The organism is Microcoleus sp. T3_D1 (genome assembly GCF_036700405.1).
Lineage (GTDB): Bacteria > Cyanobacteriota > Cyanobacteriia > Cyanobacteriales > Microcoleaceae > Microcoleus.
Genome location: NZ_JAUBOV010000039.1, coordinates 1 through 19,198 on the forward strand (window position 1 = coordinate 1; position 19,198 = coordinate 19,198).

Genomic DNA, 19,198 nt, shown 5'->3' on the forward strand with positions numbered 1-19,198 from the left:
CCGACCCCGAAAGGGGATTTAATTCAATGTAAAGCCGTCCTATAAGGACGGGGCTTCAGACCCAGTTTTTTGGTGACTGCACCCAAAGACGGATACCCTGCCACGTACTCAAGTTGTGAAGATCGAAGAATTTTAGACATTAGGGAAATCCCCCAGATACTGGCGGCGTCGTCAATCTAAAATCTAAAATCTAAAATCTAAAATCGACTAACCGGGCACAGCGCTTCGCCGTTACTACCGAAAATTTTAGAAATGTCCCCAAGTACCGATATTCTGATTGTTCTCCTGCTAATTTTCCTCAATGGCTTGTTTGTGATGTCAGAGATGGCCATCATCTCTGTACGGAAGGTGAGACTGCAACAGATGGCCAACCAAGGTTCAGCCAATGCCCGCGTAGCCTTGGATCTGGCTAATGCCCCCAATCAGTTCTTGCCGACAGTTCAAATCGGGATTACGATGCTGGCCATTCTGTCGGGCGCTTTCGGAGAAACGACGATTTCTAGAAGGGTAGAGCCTTTGTTGCGGCTGATTCCTGCCCTCGCGCCCTACTCTAAGACGATCGCCTCAGTAGTAGCAGTTTTAACCATCACTTATCTGACCTTAATTATCGGCGAACTCGTGCCGAAGCGGCTGGCACTCAACAACCCGGAGCCGATCGCCTCAAGCGTAGCAATTCCCATGCGAATGCTCTCAAAAATTGGCGCTCCTGCGGTTTATCTGTTAAGTCATTCCACTGACTTAGTGATGCGACTGATGAGGATATCGCCCTCGACAGAACCGCAAGTTACAGAAGAGGAAATTAAAGTTTTAATCGAGCAAGGAACAGAAGCCGGAACCTTTGAAGAAGCCGAACAAGATATGGTGGAAAGAGTGTTTCGTTTGGGCGATCGGCGAGTCAGCGCCTTAATGACCCCGCGTCCCGATCTTACCTGGCTCGACCTCGACGACTCAGTGGAAGAAAACCGCCAAAAAATGCTCGGCAGCGGTCATTCTCGGTTTCCCGTGTGTCAGGGAGGGCTCGACAACGTTGTCGGTTTAGTACACGTTACTGATATGCTGTCTCGGAATTTAACTGGTCAACCGCTAGATTTAAGCGCTTCTTTACGACGACCGTTATTTGTACCGGAAAGCACGCGGGGTTTAAAAGTATTAGAACTTTTCAAACAATCTAGCAATCAAATTGCTTTGGTAGTAGACGAATACGGCGTCATTCAAGGATTGGTTACAGTCAACGACATTTTAGTCGAACTCGTTGGCGACTTTCCCTCGATTGAAGATGCTGACGAGCCGGAAGCCGTGCAGCGTGAAGACGGTTCTTGGCTGTTAGACGGAATGCTAGCAGTCGAAGATTTTTTTGAGCTGTTTGGAATCGAAGAGTCAGCCGAACACAAAGGAAGTTACCACACAATGGGCGGTTTTGTGATTACCAATTTGGGCAAAATTCCCACAGCAGCCGAGCATTTTGAGTGGAACGGTTTGCGCGTGGAAGTAGTCGATATGGACGGGAATCGAGTTGATAAGATATTGGTAATGCCGATCGACTCAGCGGGCGATCGCTCCCCCAGCCAGCCAAAAACCCAAAACTAAAAACCATGTAATTTTAATCCATCGACATAATACCCGTAGGGGCGGGTTCACCAACCCTCATCGCCGGAAACAAACAATCTCAAAAACCCGCCCCCACCCAACGATAAATCATCACCTACATTTAGGAATTAAATATAAATATCAGGTTGATGTGAATTATTGGTGAGTGGGGCGGGTTTTTATATATTGTTGGTTATCGTTATATATTGTTGGTGAACCCGCCCCTACGAGTTAGCAAATTGTACAATAACGAATCAACCAGACATAATATCACTTCTTGTTTTTTCTTTCATCCTTCCGCAAAGCTTCCAGAATAGAACGGCCCACATAATTGCTAAAAACTACCTCTCCAGCTTGATTGTAGTGGCAGCAGCTATCTACATAAACAGCATCTTTAGTCTTGTCAAAAACATTGACAGCATTCACTAGATTGATATTATTTTTTTCCAATGTAGGAAACTTCTTGAAAAGAGCCGGATATCCAATTTGCACAGCTTTAGCATAAGGAGTATCCTTGTTAAAAGCAATCTGCTTTTCGGCTTCACCAAACACCCTTTTCGTCTGATAATATTGATTAGGCTGAAGAACATGAAAATAAGGCACCTTACTAGCAGACAGCACTTTTTGCATAAAAATTGAACTTTTCGCCCAATTCTGGGCCATTTGTTCAAAAGCAGCATCATCTTTTATAACAGAATTGTTAAGATTGATATAAACCACGCTGCCGCCGTCATCTTTTTTTTGTTTAGTCCGTTCTTTTTCAAACTTAATGACATCTGTTTTATAATTATTCACTAAATTTTGAACGTAAACAGAAGTCAAAGCATCGCACGCAGCTAAAGAGCAGTTTTGCAAACGTTCCAAACCCTGACTAATCCTAGCTTTATTTTCTTGGATTCTGATAGTTGCTTTCATCGCTTTTGTAGAAAGGCTATTATTCGCCAAGCTAGTCAGCGGCAAAATATGCTGAATACTTGGCATCGCCAAATCGACTTGATTTTTATTGTTTAAGTTAGAAAGTGCTACTTCATTAAAACCATCTATATTGACGACCATATCCAGTTCTTGCCCTAAAGCCAAAAAATAGTTTAAAATTAATAATTGCTGGGGTTGTTTGTAGCCTCCGGTAGCAAAAGACAAAATTACAAATTCTTTATCTTTCAAACCAGGAAGCTGCTTGAGGTATTGAGGTAAAATTTTATTTTGAACTTCAAATACTGCATAATTAGAAGCCACAGAACCGCCAAAAACTCCGATAATAAATTGATTTTTCTGGTTTTTTTTCAAAGGGTAATCGTAAGGAGAGATAAATCCGTAATTGTTAATTTTAAAACCAGGGCGAAAATCGGGGCCTGGTTGTTGAATAAAGCCGAAAAAAGGATGAAACCTTTCAACAATAGACTGATTCAGCCGCACTCCTTCTAAATTAATTCCTAAATCCGACTTATTTTGCACCTTTTCTCTAGTATAGAAAAATTGCTTGTGCTTGACAAAATACCATCCCAATGAACCGAGTTCCAGGAAAACCAGTAAAAGCGCTAAGTTAATCAAAGTTATCTTGAGAACTTCTTGTCCCTTTTTGAGAAATTTTAAATCTTTCATAAACCTCTATTTCGACTCCCTGACTACTTTAATAATAGAACTGGAAACATAATTTGCAAATACTTCGTCTCCGACTGAATTATAGTGGCAGCACGCATCTTTGTAAACAGTCTCTTTGGTATTGTCTAAAATATTCACTGCACTAAAAATATTAACCCCAGCTTTTTGCAAATCATCGACTTTGGACAACAACACCGGATAACCTTTTTTCACCCCTTCAATGTAAGGACTCTTCTGGTCGATCGCGATTTCGTTTTCCTTGGCGGTAAACGCTCGCTTAGTGGGATAATACTGGTTGGGCTGGATAAAGTGAAAATACTTAATCTTTCTACTGGATAAAATTTGATTCATCCCGATCGACGATTGGTACCAGATCGATGCCATTTTGTCAAAAGCAGCGGCATCCTGCAAAACAGAGTCAGCTTTGGGAATGTACACTATACTGCTATTTGCCGTGTCTGGGTTGGATGGTTTGACTTGCGAATCGTACTTGACAACTGCTTGCTGGTAATTGTTGACTAATTGTTTCACCTGTAGGGAGGTGACAGCGTGACACAAAGCAAGTTGACAAGTTTGCAATTTGTCAATACCTGCTTTCAATTGTTTTTTGTTTTCGTTAATTTGCACGATCGAGCTCATCGCTTCCGGCGACAAGTTGTTGTTCGCTAAACCAGTCAGAGGCTGTATGTGCTGAACGCTGGGCATTCCTATTTCAACTTGAGCTTTGTTGTTTAAATTTGACAGTGCTACTTCGTTAAAACCGTCAATATTGATGACTAAATCTAATTCTTGACCCAAAGCCAGAAAGTAATTTAAAATTAATAATTGTTGGGGCTGTTTGTAGCCGCCATTGCCAAAATTTAAAACAATAATTTCTTTGTTGGCAAATTCTGGATAAGTCTTCAATTTGTTAGACAATCGGCGATTTACGTATTCAGAAACTGCAAAATTATTCGCCACTGAACCCCCAAAAACTCCGATAATAACTTGATTTTTATTGGTTTTAACAAAGGGATATTCGTAGAGGGAAAAAAAGCCGTGTTTGTTGACTTTTAACTTTAATTTTTCATTGGTGAAAGCACCTTGTTTTAGGACGTAGCCAAAAAGTGGGTGCAGTCTTTCTACGATAGATTCATCAAGTCTAATGCCGAGCCTTTCAATATCTTCTACTACTTTTTCTTTGGTTTTAGTTCTGGTATAAAAAAACTGCTTTTGGTTGACAAAATAAAAAGCTAGCGATAAAGCTTCCAGACAAATAAAGGCGATCGCCAAATTAGCCGCGATTATAATTAATATATTTTTGCCTTTTTCGAGCGCCGTTGAATCTTTCATGAAATTTGACTAATTACGGTTGTTTTTTGGGAAGTAGAGACTGCTTCAATTGTTGGCACAAATTTCGGTTAATCAGGATACTGGCCAGCCGGTGTCCGAGTTCATTCCAGTGACCCCCACAGGGTACAGAATTCTCAAAACCGTGGGCGCAGACTTGATATTTTTCCGTGTAACTTTGGATCTGTTCGGATAAATTCAGTACCCGAAAACCCTCGCGCGCGCCCAATTTTTCCAGTCGCCTATCGGGATAAAACAAATCCTGAATGTTGTTCTTTCTCATAAAATTTTTTCGCCTCTCGGCATCGGGTCTAACTTGGATCGGATCGCCGATCGTCACAACCAAGAAATCAGCCTTTTTCTGCACGACTTCATTCCGCATCGTCACAATCAAACCCTCTGTCACCCTCCAAGCCTCTTGCCAAGCTGCATTCTGAGGTTCCTTGAGGTTTTGGGTACTTAAAGCGGTAAAATCCTCAGATAACTCGCGCTTTTTCCTTTCTAAGTCTACTTTTTTAATAACCTGCAAAATGCGCGAATTGTTGACGATCAAACTGGGCATTCGGTCTACGAAGGAAACTGCTCTTTCGTTGCGATCGATCGGCGCCCGATTGCGAAAAGACATATCCGGTACTAATTTGCCACTAGCATCATAAGCAAAAAATGGTCGGTAAAGGTCATATTCCAATTGCGGCGAATTGTTAATCACATCATTCCCAATAAAAAAAGCAAGAATTACAATATCAGGATTGTAATCCCACACTTTTTTTCGCAGCATTATCAATGCTTGAGCTGTACTGTAGCCCTGCACCCCGAAATTCATGACCTCAACATTTTTCCGTCCCTTAACAGCTTCGCAGTTGCCTAACTTTCGTTCCAATTTTGACCAGAAAGTTTGTTCGACAGGTACGTGAATTGCTTCGGTGAAAGAATCGCCCAAAACCGCAACGCGCAAAGTATTTGGAGGTTTTGCTTTTGTATGTTCACGATCATCGCGCAAACCCTCGCTATTCACCTGCACAAAACTCGCACCTTCCTCATTCCACTCCCCCGACGCACCAGGTTTCAGCTTCCAGCCCAAATTCGGATCGGCAGTGTGAAAACCAGTCGGCGCCGAGTCTGCGAAATCTCCTATTTTGGGATAGCCTTCAATCCTCGCTACCCGCAATCCAATTTCACCAATTACCACCCCCATCAATAAACCGCCGAGTGTCAAACCCAAATTGACACCCAAATTTTTCAACTTGCTCATTATTTCAAAACAGCGTGTAAATAAATGGAGCAATCACAGAACCCTGACTCAATACAATCAAAGCTCCCAAAAAGACTAAAGTCACAATGAGCGGCAACAGCCAATACTTTTGGCGTTCTTTCATAAACGCCCACAAATCTTTGAGAAAATCTAAAGTTGCTTCAAACACTTAGAAAGGACGCTCCATACTAACTTTTGTTCGGGCTTTACTTGGGACGCGGTAAGTATCCATTTTAGGATTGAGTTTTCGGCGCATTGCATCTTCGCCGAAAATGTTTTTGATCACTCCCATCGGCCAAATTATCAGGTAAAAAACTATCCCTAGGACGATCGGCGTTTCGATTTTGTTAAGAATAAGTCCAAAGCGCATCCACGCGTGATAAACGGGATTCAGCGATTTCGGCGCCACCAATGCTAGCAGCACCATCACTCCGCAGATTGCCCAAGGCCACCAAGGTAGAGAATGCCGCCGCAGTAAAGGTACTGCTAAACCGAACAGCACTGCAATCAAGCCGCCAATTAGCAGCCCGAAATCGCGCAAGCCTTTTTTGTCGAGTTTTTTAATTTCGTCGCTCATTAGTCAGTTGTCAGTTGTTAGTTGTCAGTTGTTAGTTGTCAGTTGTTAGTTGTTAGTTGTCAGTTGTTAGTTGTCAGTTGTTAGTTGTCAGTTTTTACTTGCCTGCGTTTGCTAATAAGCAATAACCAGTAAACAAGAATTATTAATAACCACTGTCAACTGTCAACTGTCAACTGTCAACTGTCAACTGTCAACTGTCAACTGACTAATCTAGTTCAAATTCATTTTTCCAAGCATCATCTTGTTTCCAAGGAATTTGTTCGGACTTGGGAAGCAAGTAATTTTCCAAAACCAGATAGTCCATTTCGGTTCGCATGAAACAGCGGTAAGCATCCTCTGGAGTGCAAACAATGGGTTCGCCTCGCACGTTGAAAGAAGTATTTACCACAATAGAACAGCCCGATCGCTTTTCAAAATGGCTGATTAAGTCATAGTAGCGAGGATTGGTTTCTTTGTGAACAGTTTGAATGCGAGCCGAGTAATCGACGTGGGTAACAGCCGGAATCTCGGAACGCGGAATGTTGAGCTTTTCAATGCCAAACAACTGCTCTTGTTCCGCAGTCATGGGAATGCGGAGACTGGATTTGACAGGTGCTACTAATAGCATATAAGGGCTAGAATGGTCAATCTCGAAATAATCCGCAACTCGCTCGGCTAAGATTGACGGCGCAAAAGGTCGAAAAGATTCCCGATATTTAATTTTCAGGTTCATCACGGACTGCATTTTAGCACTGCGGGGATCGCCCACGATCGATCGACCGCCCAGAGCCCGCGGCCCAAATTCCATCCGCCCTTGGAACCATCCCACCACATTTCCCTGTTCCAAAATTTCCGCCAACTGCGGCATTAATTCGGCATCATCCAATCGGTGATAGCTGGCTTTGACAGCATCCAAATATTCGAGAATTTCTGCGTCAGTAAACCTCGGCCCCAAATATGAGCCCCGCATTTGATCGTGACAAGTTAAATGAGCAACAGACTTCGCCACAGTTGCTACTGCTTGGTTGGCAGTGAGAACTTCAGTCCTCTCCTCAACCGCTGCGTTTGTAGTGACAAGCTCAGTTTTGAGGGATTCTATACTATTTGCTGTCGAGTTCGCGCTCACAGTGCGAGTTTGTTCGCAATACTGATACCAAATCGCCAAAGCCGCGCCCAAAGCACCGCCAGCATCTCCCGCCGCCGGCTGAATCCAAATATCTTTGAAAATACCTTCCCGCAAGAGTCTGCCGTTAGCAACACAGTTGAGAGCAACGCCGCCGGCCATACAAAGATAATCGACATCCAATTCTTTTTTAACTGTTCTGCACAGCCGCAAAACAACTTCTTCGGTAACAACTTGAATGGAAGCTGCAATGTCCATTTCTCGCTGAGTCAATTTTCCTTCAGCTTGACGCGGCGGCCCTTCAAATAGTTCGTCAAACTTCTTGTTTGTCATGGTTAAGCCAACTGTATAGTTGAAATAATCCATGTTCAAACGAAAAGTTCCGTCATCTTTGAGGTCGATTAAATAGTTGAGAATCTTGTCTACATACTTGGGTTCGCCATAAGGAGCTAAACCCATGAGTTTGTATTCCCCAGAGTTGACTTTGAAGCCGGTGTAATAGGTGAAAGCTGAATAAAGCAAACCCAAGGAGTGGGGAAAATCGATTTCCCACTGAGGTGTAAGTTGGTTCCCGTCTCCCAACCAAACCGAGGTTGTGGCCCACTCGCCCACGCCGTCGAGGCACAAAACGGCTGCTTTTTGAAACGGGCTGGGGAAAAATGCGGATGCTGCGTGGGATTGGTGGTGTTCGGTAAATAGCAGAGATGGCAGTTTATTCGTTTTGCAGTTTGCTATTGCTGCCAAATCTCTTTTGAGCATGGTTTTGAGGTAAAGCTTTTCTTTGAGCCATATCGGCATGGCGGCTAGGAAAGAGCGAAAACCTTGGGGTGCGTAGGCTAAATAGGTTTCGAGAAGGCGCTCGAATTTGACTAAAGGTTTGTCGTAAAAAACTATTCGATCGAGTTCCCGCAAATCTATGTTCGCTTCTTTCAAGCAATAAGCGATCGCATTCTTAGGGAATCTGGCGTCATGCTTTTTGCGGGAAAATCTTTCTTCCTGCGCTGCTGCTATAATTTCTCCGTCGCGAATTAAGGCTGCGGCGCTGTCGTGATAATACGCCGAGATTCCAAGTATGTTCATCGCTCTCCTCACAAATCGCAATGCGTTTGCTTTTGACTATTTAGAATAGCTAACGATTATAGCTGCTTCAGGGCTGATTGGGAATTGAATTTTGCGATCGCCTCTAATTTTACCTGGATCGATGTCGGTGGGCCGCCCTCGGACGATCGGCTGTTAGAGAGCATTTAAGCTAGCGCCGGCGTATCCTGCGCCCCCAAGCTCTGAAGTAAGTTACTACCGGGAATTGATAAAATTCACCTATCAACCACAGCACAATGCCTAAATGGGACAAAAAAGCTAAGCCTGTCCAAGCTAGGGGCAGCCACGACAACCGGCTGCCGGGAACCGGGGGAAAATAGTAAGCTGAAAGTCCCAGCAAGGTGGTGGGAAGGAAAATTAGACCCAAAGCCGCTGCCAAGTAGGGCCATCCGAATTCTACGCCTTCGAGGTGGGCTCCTATCCACTGTTTACCATTCCAGTGCCAGCTTACGGGCGGTTGGCGATCGGCCATTTGGAGCGATTGTCTTTCAACGCTTGCGGTATAAATGTGCTGGCAGAAGTTGCAAGCTAGGGCGTCCATCAGTGCTAGGGTGGAAATTTGACCGGTGCGGCACACGGGACAGGGATATGTATCTTGAGGGTTGAAAGGTCGGGTTGATTTTTTGGAAATCTGCATAGATCAGGCTGTTTGTCAAGATATTGAGCGATCTTAACAAAGTACAGAGATTATGGGTTGGGTAAGGTGGGTTTTGCCTGTAAAATAGCATCCTGTAGGGGCGGGTTTTACGAATAATATTTAATGACCGCAAACCATCTATATAAACCCGCCCCCACACAACTAATAACCCATATCAACCTTTCTTTCGGTCGAAGCATAAAAATGTAAATTGCGATTTATCGCCTTGTGGGGGCGGGTTTATGAGATTATTGATTTTAGGCGATTATTGTTGGTAAAACCCGCCCCTACAGATTAATAATTAATGGTGGATGATTGGGATTAATTGCGGTGATTGTTGCTGTACCGAATTCTGGCTCCTGCCCAGTGAAGTTTTTCCCTCAAAGTGTTGAAATAAGAATAGTTTTCCCGCAAAATGATAAACTTGGCTTCGCAGTCTGCCCTCCGCACGTCTACGCGCTGTCCTGGCCAAATTGCAGTACCCAAAATGCCGTCTGTCCAGAGTTTGGTACTGAGTTCGTAATCTGCTAAAGGCCAAATGCTGACGACTGAACCGGGCGGGAGTACGATCGCCCGACTAGATAAACTCAAAGGGCAAATCGGAGTAACTGCGATCGCCTCCATTCCAGAGTGCATTATCGGCCCGTTGGCAGATGCGGTGTAGCAAGTCGAACCGGTGGGTGTTGCCACAATTAAACCGTCGCCTTGATATTGATCGACTACTTCGCCGTCAACTTCCATTTCTAGAATACAGCTCGGCATTCGATCGGCTGAAGCAGGTTTGACACACATTTCATTTAGTGCCAAAAATCGATCGCTTTGGGGTTCGAGATTGGTTCTGTTTCCCTCAAAAACTGTTGCCTGCAACATCATCCGCGTCTGCACAGCATACCTGTCTTCCAAAAGTCTGTCCCATATCTCCTCAGTATTTTGGAAATCATCAAAAGACTCGGTTAAAAAACCCAGATGTCCCCCCACATTGGCTGCCAAAATCGGGATGCCGTCAGCAGCCAAATTCCGCGCCGCAGCTAGGGCCGTACCGTCGCCGCCCAGCACCACCGCTAAATCAATGGGGCTGTTACTAGAAGCTAAAAACACCGGATACGGGTTATCTTTGGGGCCACTCGGCCCCATTAAAACCTGACACCCGCGACTTTCTAATTGGCGGGCACACTGTTCTGCCCACCGCTGGCTGAGGGTATCTCTGGCTTTGTGGGCGATAATTACTTGTTTTAGTTGCACAACCTATCGATTTTAGATTTTAGATTTTAGATTTTAGATTATTAGATTTTAGACTGAATTGCCGCGACCGGGACGATCGCAGTGCACATCGATTTGAGATTTTCGATTTGGGATTTTAGATGATTAGATTTTAAACTGAAGTGCCGCGACCGGGACGATCGCAGTGCACATCGATTTGAGATTTTCGATGTGGGATTTTAGATGATTAGATTTTAAACGCAAGTGCCGCGACCGGGACGATCGCACTGTACTCGGAAAAATATTATTCCGATGCCACAGGGCATCTCCCCTCGGAGACTCTCCCTCTGGTTTATAGCAATTCCAAAAAGTCCTCCCATTTTGGGAAAGCTGCAAACCCTTATCTCATCAGTCATTTCCCATACTTTAATCGAAAATCGAAAATCGAAATCAGTCATTCCCAATTCTTTAATCGAAAATCGAAAATCGAAAATCGAAAATGGTTTTACCCCTCGGTGCGGCTGGATTTGGGCCGCGGCCAGATAATGCTGGAATCGGCCGCGAGTAGGCTAGAAACTGCGCTCGCCCCAAAGCGGTTGAGGTGGCTGGGGTCCAAAAAATAGTCGTTGCGGCCCGGCCACCGCTGCGACAAGTCGCGGAAAGCGAAGCCTTTTTGCCGCGAGAGTTGCTGCATTCGCTGCCGGAACTGCTGTTCTGCCCGCAGGCGAGTTCCGTCTAAGTAGTCGTCGGTGAGGGGCAAATTGACGAAAATCAGGGGAATTTTTCGAGCTTTGGTAAATGCTACAACTGAATTAAAGGCTGCTGCTTGTTTGCCTCCGAGGTTGAAGTTTTCGTAGTCGCGATCGTACTGGCCTGAAACGTAAGCGCGTTGTCGATAATAAGTGTTGGGATTGTACTTGCCCGACATAGCCATGAATCCGTTGGAGTCGATCGAATCTGCCAATTGGTTAAGTTGTCTGATGGCTACTGTTGTCGGCCGCGAGACTGGAATCACTTGTGGTTTTTGGGTGGCTGCATCCGCTGCGATCGGTTTTAACTCATATCTTGCAGCATTCTCAGCAACGGGCAAGATGCCCGTTCCACTAGAGAGGGATTTGATTGTGGGGAGTAGGGGTTGGGTGTTAGCAACGGGCAAGATGCCCGTTCCACTAGATAGGAATTTGATTTTGGGGAGTAGGGGTTGGGTGTTAGCAACGGGCAAGATGCCCGTTCCACTAGAGAGGGATTTGATTTTGGGGAGTAGGGGTTGGGCATCTTGCCCGCCTGCTGCATTCTCAGCAACGGGCAAGATGCCCGTTCCACTGGACAGGAATTTGATTGTGGGGTGGGCCCCAGATCCCGTCCTGAAAGGTCGATCGACAGATGCCAATGCTTTGCGGAAAGTATTTTTAGCGCAGGGCTGCGGGAATCTGTAACACTGGGGAATCACATTTGGTTCATCCGACGGCAGTTCGGGGCGAACGCCTGCGGCTATAAGTTGGCTGCCTTCAGAATCGACGATCGAATTAAAAGTGCGATCGTCCCGGCCGCTGTTAAATGCGCGCACACCATCCGCCCAGACAATCATTTGAGGCAAATGATCCGGCTTCAAAAGCCGCCGCAGTTGAAAGTCAACTACTTGTGCAGTTGCGCCGTTGACTGAAAAGTTAAATACTTTTAAGCCCGGACGGCCCCTTTGGGCCAAAGATTGTTTTAGCTGTTTGGGATCTACGCCCTGCAATGCGCGGGAACTGCCGACAATCAAAACATCTGGTGGGCCGACTGCGGCAACGTAGGATAGGTAAAGTTCGAGTTGTTCGTTGAGTAAATCGCTGCTGAAGCTGACTGTACTGGCTTGCGATCGGGTTGCGCTCGCTTGCTGTTGGGAATAAACCAGGTTTCTCATGTACTCCACCACTTTTTTCTCAGCAAAAGCCCGCCTGGGACTGCCGGGGGGAACCGCTTGCATCCAGGCGACGGCCTGCACCCACAGGGCTGCTACTTCGTCCCAGTCTTCTTTTGAATTGGCTGATTGAGCCAAATTAGAAGCTTGGGTGGCAAAGTTAACTGACTCCGTGAAGGCGTCGTTTTGCGCGCAAGAGGGAAGGCTGAGGGATTTTCTGGTTTTGTTGCGGTTTTGAGCTAACAGAGACGTTGGGGACTGCGCTAGGACGGCGGATTCCTCGATCGAACCCGATGGCGCTGCGGTGTTGGGCGGCTTCGTTGACGAACATCCCAAAGTTACGGCTAATACAGCGGCGGCGGCGCAGGTACGTTTGAGGATGCTGGTGCTGATGCTAGCAATGTAGCGGCGAATCATAAAGCTTTCAGCGATCGCGAAACATTACTAGATATTATCGCAAGCGGCCATTCCTCGGCAGCCGCGATGGTGACGTTTTGAGTATTTATGTATGGGATTCGATGACTGCTTCGGCTTGCAGGGCGATCGACCTCAATTTATCCAATGTATCCTGGTTCGCACTCTGCCACAACCCCCGCTGACGAGCTTCTAGCAATCTTTCCGCCATATCTCGCAGTGCCCAAGGATTGTTTTCTTGAATAAATGTTTGCACTTTTTCATCAAAAATGTAAGCCTCTGCGATTCCTTCATACATAAAATCCTCTACACAATTTGCCGTAGCATCGTAAGCAAACAAAAAATCAACAGTTGCTGCAATTTCAAAAGCACCTTTATAACCGTGTCGCATCGCACCTTCTATCCATTTGGGATTCACAGCCCTGCTGCGATAAACCCGCGCAATTTCTTCTCGCAGTTGCCGCACTTTCGGATTTTCAGGAATCGAGTTGTCGCCGAAATAGGTTTCAGGATTTTTGCCTTGCAAATTGCGGATTGCGGCCGTCATTCCGCCTTGGAATTGATAATAATCGTCGGAGTCGAGGATGTCGTGTTCGCGGTTGTCTTGGTTTTGCAGAACTATTTGCATTTGGCCGAGGCGTTGTTCAAATGCTTCGGGTGCAGAACATCCCCATTCACCCCCCCTAGCCCCCCCTTGTAAAGGGGGGGGACAAGAGTTGGAATTAGCCCCTCCTTGTAAAGGAGAGAAATTAGATTGAGCCCCCCCTTGATAAGGGGGGGTTGGGGGGGTATTCTCTGGTTGTAAAGGAGAAGAATTAGATTTAGCCCCCCCTTGATAAGGGGGGGTTGGGGGGGTACTTGTATAGGCGTAACTGCTCCAATTAATGTAAGCTTTTGCTAAATCGCTGTCGTCTGTCCAGTTTTGAGCTTCAATTATGCCTTGAAGTCCTGCGCCGTAAGCACCTGGTTTTGAGCCAAAGACTCGAAATTGCGATCGCCCTTGCGCCTCTTCCTGACTCAAACCTGTAGATTCCCAATACAAAATCTCTTCCTTAACTTGTGCGGCTAAAGGGTTGTCTTCTGCAGATTCGTCTAAATCTGCCACAGCTTTTACCGCACTATCAAACAAATCAATTAAATTAAAAAAAGCATCGCGGAAAAAGCCAGAAATTCGCAAAGTAACATCAACGCGCGGTCGCCCCAAAACAGAAACTGGCAAGATTTCAAAATCTACAACCCGGCGCGAAGGGCCATCCCAAACTGGTTGAACTCCTATCAGCGCCAAGGCTTCGGCGATGTCGTCTCCCCCCGTCCGCATGGTGGATGTTCCCCACACTGACAAACCCAAAGTTTTCGGATATTCGCCGTTTTCTTGGGTGTACCTTTCGATTAAAGTTTCAGCAGCAACTCTGCCAACTCTCCAGGCGGTTTCTGTGGGAATGGCGCGGATATCCACTGAGTAAAAATTGCGGCCGGTGGGCAATACATCTGGTCTGCCGCGAGTGGGCGCGCCGGATGCGCCGCTGGGTATGTGCCTCCCATCTAGTCCGCGCAAAAGGTTGGTAATTTCTTGGTTTGTTTGGAGGAGTGATGGTAAAAGATAGTTATTGATCCAGTCTAATTCTTGTTGGGTGGATTCTCCTATTTGGATATTTTTTACCGCAGATGAACGCGGATTAACCCGAAGGTTTTCGATTAAGTTATCTACTAATTCAGCGGCTTTTTCTTCGAGTTCGGCTGTTAAATCGCCTGCTGTGCGCTGCTGAATTATCGACGTTGGATCGCAGGTTAAGGGGTCGAAATCGTAGCCTGAGTCTTCTGCTAGGGCGCGGGTTAAGCCCGATCGCCCGTTGGTGGGATGGCGGGCGATCGCAATTATCAAATCTCTCAACTGTCTACCTTCGGGACACTGCCCGAAAATGTGCAATCCGTCGCGAATTTGGGATTCTTTGAGTTCGCAAAGATAGCCGTCTGTGCGGGTAATAAATTCTGTAAATTCCGATTTATTTAGTTGTATTCCTAAGTCTTTATCTAAGTTTTCTTTGTTGGTGAGGGCGAGAATGCGATCGCGAATCATGGGCAATCTGGACGGATCTAAACTTTGGGCTTCGCAATACTCATCAATTAAGGTTTCCAACTGCTGCAAAGGCCCGTAGAGTTCGGCGCGAGTCATCGGCGGTGTCAGGTGGTCGATAATCACGGCTTGCGATCGTCTTTTTGCTTGGGAACCTTCCCCCGGATCGTTGACAATGAATGGATAAAAATTCGGCATCGCGCCTAACGCTACTTCTGGATAACATTTGTTAGACAATGCTATACTTTTACCGGGAAGCCATTCTAAATTGCCGTGTTTTCCAGCATGAATTATAGCGTCAATTCCCAACTTTTCGCGCAGCCAGTAATAGTAAGCTAGATAATTGTGAGTTGGTTCTAAGTCGGGTGCATGATAGTTCAAACTAGGGTCAATTTCATATCCCCGCGATGGTTGAATTCCTACAAATACATTACCGAACTGAATCCCCGGAATCGGAAAAGACGTATTGTTACTTATAAAGTCTTGTGCATAGCTTCCCGGAATCCCCCATCTTTTACAAATCCCATCTTGCACTTCCTGCGGCAAACTAGCAAAATATTCTTCATATTCTGCCAAATCCAAAGATTGATGAACAGGCCGCAATTCGCGTCCTTCCGGGTCATTTGTCACGCCCGAAGTCAGGAGTTCAATTAACTCGTTGCCGCTAGCGGGGATGTTTTCAATTTGATACCCAGCTTGCTGCATAGCTTTGAGGATTTCGACACAGCTAGCGGGTGTATCTAAGCCGACGCCGTTGGCTAAGCGGGCGTTGCGAGTGGGGTAATTTGCTAGAATTATGGCGATGCGTCTGTTAGCGGCTGGGGTTTGTTTCATTTTCACCCAATTCGCGGTTAAATCTGCTACAAATGAAATGCGATCGCCCGCTGCTACATAGCCTACTACATCTGTTTCTAATTCGCTGTTCCAAGTCTGTACGGCTTTAAAAGAAACAGCCCTAGTAATGATTTTTCCGTCTACTTCCGGCAATGCTACATTCATCGCCACATCCCGGGGCGAAAGTCCCTGAAGTTCCGTTTCCCACTGTTCCAAACCGCCACCGCTGAATATTGCTTGCAATACAGGAACATCTAAGGATTTTAAGCTGTTTTGTTCCGGTTCTTGACTGCTGAAACCGGAGACTGCAAAACTTGTGGTATTGAGCAATAATTGAATTGGTTCTGATTCTTTTGGTTGAAAATACTCTAGCAATTCTATTTGCAAATCTGGTTCCCGCAGAGAAGATACAAAGACGGGAACCGGTACTAAGTTTCGCTCTGAGAGAGCTTGACAAAGTGCATCAATTGGTGCTAAGTTTCCTGATAAGTAATGAGCGCGATAAAATAAAATTCCAACCGTAGGGGCGGTGCCCCCGTGCCCGCCCTCCCCGTGCCCTTTAGGGAGTGTTTCCCAACCCGGAGATCCCCCCCAGCCCCCCTTAAGAAGGGGGGAGGAAGAAGTTGTCAAAGTCTCCCTGGTTAAGGGGGATTTAGGGGGATCAGCGTCGGTTGGTAAACCCGGAGATCCCCCCCAGCCCCCCTTAAGAAGGGGGGAGGAAGAAGTTGTCAAAGTCTCCCTGGTTAAGGGGGATTTAGGGGGCTCTGAATCTGGTGATAAACCCGGAGATCCCCCCCAGCCCCCCTTAAGAAGGGGGGAGGAAGAAGTTGTCAAAGTCCCCCTTGTTAAGGGGGATTTAGGGGGAGCAGCGTCGGTTGGTAAACCCGGAGATCCCCCCCAGCCCCCCTTAGCAAGGGGGGAGGAAGAAGTTGTCAAAGTCCCCCTTGTTAAGGGGGATTTAGGGGGATATGAATCTGGTTGTAAAGTTGCAAAACACGCCCGCGCCTGTCCGCCCCAATCATAAATTCCGACGCGGGAAACTGTTTGAGGTAGGGGTGGATTGTAAGCAGTTTTCAGGCAAGTATCGGCTGCAAATTTGAGTGCGTTAACAAAGTTTTGGACTCCGCCTTCTGTGAAGTAACGCCACAGTTTATTGACTGCTGATAGCGATACATTTGAATGGCTGATTAAATCGGGATCGGGACTGTCTTCTCCCGGCATTACAATCAGTGAGGCGTTAGTTTTTTGCACCGTTTCTCGCAGAATTTCTAACCCGTAAGACCAATAAGAACGCCCTCCTAAAAGTCTTAAGATTATTACCTCTGCGCGTTCTAAAACTTCCTCGGCATAAGTATCAATTGTTAGTTGTTGCTGCAACTGAAGCAGGTTTACTGCCCGCACTTTGGGGAATTTTGCCGGCATTTTGGATGCGGCGGCTGCGAGTGTTTGAATGTCGGTGTCAGCAGCACTAATAAATACTATTGGTGCTGGGGTTTGCTGAATAAAAATTACTCCTTCTGCTTGAGGGTTCCAACCTCCGGGTGTGGCTGCTATTTTGTGCATTAATTTTTTTTATCTTAATAAATAGTGAGAGAAAGTGCGATCGCCTTGAGTATAACATGACTTATAGATAAATAAAGGCTAGGGCTTGTTTCTCAACCCGGACATCCCCGCCCAACCGAGAGAGGGCGGGCACGGGGAGTAGGGGTCGCACCGCCCCTAAATTCGGGGGGAGAATGAGCGTCAATCGATTTTAGATTTTAGATTTTAGATTTTAGATTTACTTGCGCGAGATAAATGCGGGGGCAATAAGTGATTTTCGATTTTCGATTTTGGATTGATTCCACGGATAAATCACGTGGCGAATACCCTCAAGAAATTCGTGGTCAAAGTCCGGGAAATCTCAACCTATAAACTGATAAATAAAACTCCCAAAATCATGATTCCGGCCCCTAATAATCTTTGTTGAATATCTTTTTCCTTAAAAATTAAATGACCGAACAATACACCCATTAACACGCTAGTACGCTTAATCGCGATCACTTGCACTACGAAAGTTAATGTCAAAGCTTGCATTTGAAAAAGCACTCCAATAGCATTGAAAGACCCCATAGCAGCTAGCATTGGTAATTGTTTGAGAATTTTTCGCCCTGGATTTGGGGTTTTGTGCAATAAAACTGGCAGTAGCAAGACACTGATTGTACCAAACAAAGAGAATAACCAAAAAATAGGGGAGGAATTTGTAACTCCTATTTTGTCAAAATTTGAGGCAATACTCCATAGCAATGCGACGATTAACATCAATTTTGGCCCTGGTTCATCCAGGAGTGCTTTGAATGGGGCTAAATATCCTTTAGATTTCTCTTTTATATTTAATAAATAAGAGCCTCCTACGATTAGTAAAATGCCAATATAATCAAAAAGTTTGGGGTATTCACCGACAATTAACGGTGAAGTTACCAACATAAATAATGGTGTCAAAGCTACCAGCGGTAGTGTTAGGGATAAATCTGATACTTTGATGGCTTTGATGTAGAGGAGGGATGTGACAGCGTTGATGCTACCTCCGATTAATAGGGCGAGCCAAAATTGAGAGTTTAATGTCGGAATTCCTGTATAAACTACCCAGGGAATCAAAAAGATGACTGAAAAAAATGAGAGAGACCAAGCGACGACATATTCGTCACTTTTTTTGAGGTTTTGTTTCCCAAAAACGTCTTTGACGGCTTCAAAAAAAGCGGTCAAGAGTCCTAAAATTAACCAAGTCATCCTAAATATGCGCTCCTGACTCGCTCGTCGTTTAGCAAATCTGCTCCAATACCTGTGAGAGTAATGTTACCAGCTTCTAGCACGTAACCCCGATCGGCAATTTGCAGTGCTAAACTGGCGTTTTGTTCGACTAAAAGAATTGTAACGCCTGTGGAGCGGAGGTTTTGAATAATTGCAAAAATTTCTTTGACGATCGCAGGTGCTAAGCCTAAACTGGGTTCGTCTAATAATAGCAGCTTCGGGCGCGACATCAGAGCACGGGCGATCGCCAGCATTTGCTGTTCCCCGCCGCTGAGGGTTCCTGCTAGCTGACGGCGCCTTTCTGCTAGGCGGGGAAATATCTCAAATTGGCGCTCTAAATCGGCTTTTACTGCCGCCGAGTCCGATCGAATATAGGCCCCCAATTCTAAGTTAGTTAACACCGTTTGCTGCGCCAAAACCCGCCGCCCTTCTGGACTGTGGGCGATTCCCAATTTCACAACTTCGTGAGCTTGGCGGCGACTAATGTCGCGCCCGTTATAAATAATTTGTCCTTGGTGTATATTAACTATTTTAGAAATCGCTCTCAGGGTGGTACTTTTGCCCGCACCGTTGGCACCAATGAGACTGACAACCTCGCCTGCATTAATCGTGAGATTAATATTTTGTATGGCTTGAATGCCACCATAATTTACAGAAAGATTCTTGAGTTCTAAGAGGATGTTTTGGGTTTTTTCTGGCGGGGTGTCGTGCATTTTGTGTGACTTTGAGGTAGATTCCGATTTACCGTTGGGTGGGGGCGGGTTTATGAAATTATTGGTCTTAGGCAGTTATTGTTGGT

Annotated in this window: 13 protein-coding genes; 1 reads left to right on the forward strand and 12 read right to left on the reverse strand. The window is 45.7% G+C overall.

What is annotated here, in order from left to right; all coding sequences use genetic code 11:
* Positions 1–252: 252 nt before the first annotated feature.
* The gene (locus QT992_RS18255) at positions 253–1,587 is read left to right on the forward strand and encodes a hemolysin family protein (RefSeq protein WP_333336933.1); all 1,335 of its coding nucleotides are present in this window, start codon (positions 253–255) and stop codon (positions 1,585–1,587) included.
* 270 nt (positions 1,588–1,857) lie between these two features.
* On the opposite strand, the gene QT992_RS18260 is transcribed toward QT992_RS18255, so the two are convergent.
* From QT992_RS18260 to QT992_RS18315, 12 genes are all read right to left on the reverse strand, one after another.
* Positions 1,858–3,189 carry a hypothetical protein gene (locus QT992_RS18260; protein ID WP_333336935.1) on the reverse strand — a complete coding sequence of 444 codons (1,332 nt, stop codon included), beginning with the start codon at positions 3,187–3,189 and terminating at the stop codon, positions 1,858–1,860.
* Positions 3,190–3,195: 6 nt separating this feature from the next.
* Positions 3,196–4,521 (reverse strand): hypothetical protein, encoded by a 1,326-nt coding sequence (locus QT992_RS18265; RefSeq protein WP_333336937.1) that lies wholly within the window; start codon positions 4,519–4,521, stop codon positions 3,196–3,198.
* Positions 4,522–4,534: 13 nt separating this feature from the next.
* Positions 4,535–5,770, reverse strand: coding sequence for an SGNH/GDSL hydrolase family protein (locus tag QT992_RS18270; RefSeq protein ID WP_333377422.1), 1,236 nt, complete (start codon positions 5,768–5,770; stop codon positions 4,535–4,537).
* 4 nt (positions 5,771–5,774) lie between these two features.
* Positions 5,775–5,939, reverse strand: coding sequence for a DUF5989 family protein (locus tag QT992_RS18275; RefSeq protein ID WP_190657062.1), 165 nt, complete (start codon positions 5,937–5,939; stop codon positions 5,775–5,777).
* Positions 5,940–6,347 carry an SxtJ family membrane protein gene (locus QT992_RS18280; protein WP_333317110.1) on the reverse strand — a complete coding sequence of 136 codons (408 nt, stop codon included), beginning with the start codon at positions 6,345–6,347 and terminating at the stop codon, positions 5,940–5,942.
* Between the two features lie 205 nt (positions 6,348–6,552).
* On the reverse strand, positions 6,553–8,529 hold the full coding sequence (locus QT992_RS18285) for a carbamoyltransferase (protein ID WP_333377424.1): 1,977 nt from the start codon (positions 8,527–8,529) through the stop codon (positions 6,553–6,555).
* Between the two features lie 169 nt (positions 8,530–8,698).
* Positions 8,699–9,184 (reverse strand): hypothetical protein, encoded by a 486-nt coding sequence (locus tag QT992_RS18290; RefSeq protein WP_333377426.1) that lies wholly within the window; start codon positions 9,182–9,184, stop codon positions 8,699–8,701.
* Positions 9,185–9,505: 321 nt separating this feature from the next.
* Positions 9,506–10,426, reverse strand: coding sequence for an NAD(+) kinase (locus QT992_RS18295; RefSeq protein WP_333317104.1), 921 nt, complete (start codon positions 10,424–10,426; stop codon positions 9,506–9,508).
* Positions 10,427–10,889: 463 nt separating this feature from the next.
* The gene (locus tag QT992_RS18300; protein WP_333336946.1) at positions 10,890–12,704 is read right to left on the reverse strand and encodes a hypothetical protein; all 1,815 of its coding nucleotides are present in this window, start codon (positions 12,702–12,704) and stop codon (positions 10,890–10,892) included.
* An 85-nt stretch (positions 12,705–12,789) separates the two neighbouring features.
* A complete protein-coding gene (gene cobN, locus QT992_RS18305) occupies positions 12,790–17,172 on the reverse strand; it encodes a cobaltochelatase subunit CobN (RefSeq protein WP_333377428.1) in 4,383 nt (1,460 codons plus the stop codon).
* A 345-nt stretch (positions 17,173–17,517) separates the two neighbouring features.
* Complete coding sequence (locus QT992_RS18310; RefSeq protein WP_333377430.1) at positions 17,518–18,378, reverse strand: EamA family transporter; 861 nt, start codon at positions 18,376–18,378, stop codon at positions 17,518–17,520.
* The gene (locus QT992_RS18315; protein ID WP_333377432.1) at positions 18,375–19,112 is read right to left on the reverse strand and encodes an ABC transporter ATP-binding protein; all 738 of its coding nucleotides are present in this window, start codon (positions 19,110–19,112) and stop codon (positions 18,375–18,377) included. The genes QT992_RS18310 and QT992_RS18315 overlap by 4 nt, the downstream gene beginning before the upstream one ends.
* Between the last annotated feature and the right edge of the window lie 86 nt (positions 19,113–19,198).

Bases quoted from the DNA above. Each gene is read 5' to 3' on its own strand.
- QT992_RS18255 (WP_333336933.1), top strand. From the start codon at position 253: ATGTCCCCAAGTACCGATATTCTGATTGTTCTCCTGCTAATTTTCCTC.
- QT992_RS18260 (WP_333336935.1), bottom strand. From the start codon at position 3,189: ATGAAAGATTTAAAATTTCTCAAAAAGGGACAAGAAGTTCTCAAGATA.
- QT992_RS18265 (WP_333336937.1), bottom strand. From the start codon at position 4,521: ATGAAAGATTCAACGGCGCTCGAAAAAGGCAAAAATATATTAATTATA.
- QT992_RS18270 (WP_333377422.1), bottom strand. From the start codon at position 5,770: ATGAGCAAGTTGAAAAATTTGGGTGTCAATTTGGGTTTGACACTCGGC.
- QT992_RS18280 (WP_333317110.1), bottom strand. From the start codon at position 6,347: ATGAGCGACGAAATTAAAAAACTCGACAAAAAAGGCTTGCGCGATTTC.
- QT992_RS18285 (WP_333377424.1), bottom strand. From the start codon at position 8,529: ATGAACATACTTGGAATCTCGGCGTATTATCACGACAGCGCCGCAGCC.
- QT992_RS18290 (WP_333377426.1), bottom strand. From the start codon at position 9,184: ATGCAGATTTCCAAAAAATCAACCCGACCTTTCAACCCTCAAGATACA.
- QT992_RS18300 (WP_333336946.1), bottom strand. From the start codon at position 12,704: ATGATTCGCCGCTACATTGCTAGCATCAGCACCAGCATCCTCAAACGT.
- cobN (WP_333377428.1), bottom strand. From the start codon at position 17,172: ATGCACAAAATAGCAGCCACACCCGGAGGTTGGAACCCTCAAGCAGAA.
- QT992_RS18310 (WP_333377430.1), bottom strand. From the start codon at position 18,378: ATGACTTGGTTAATTTTAGGACTCTTGACCGCTTTTTTTGAAGCCGTC.
- QT992_RS18315 (WP_333377432.1), bottom strand. From the start codon at position 19,112: ATGCACGACACCCCGCCAGAAAAAACCCAAAACATCCTCTTAGAACTC.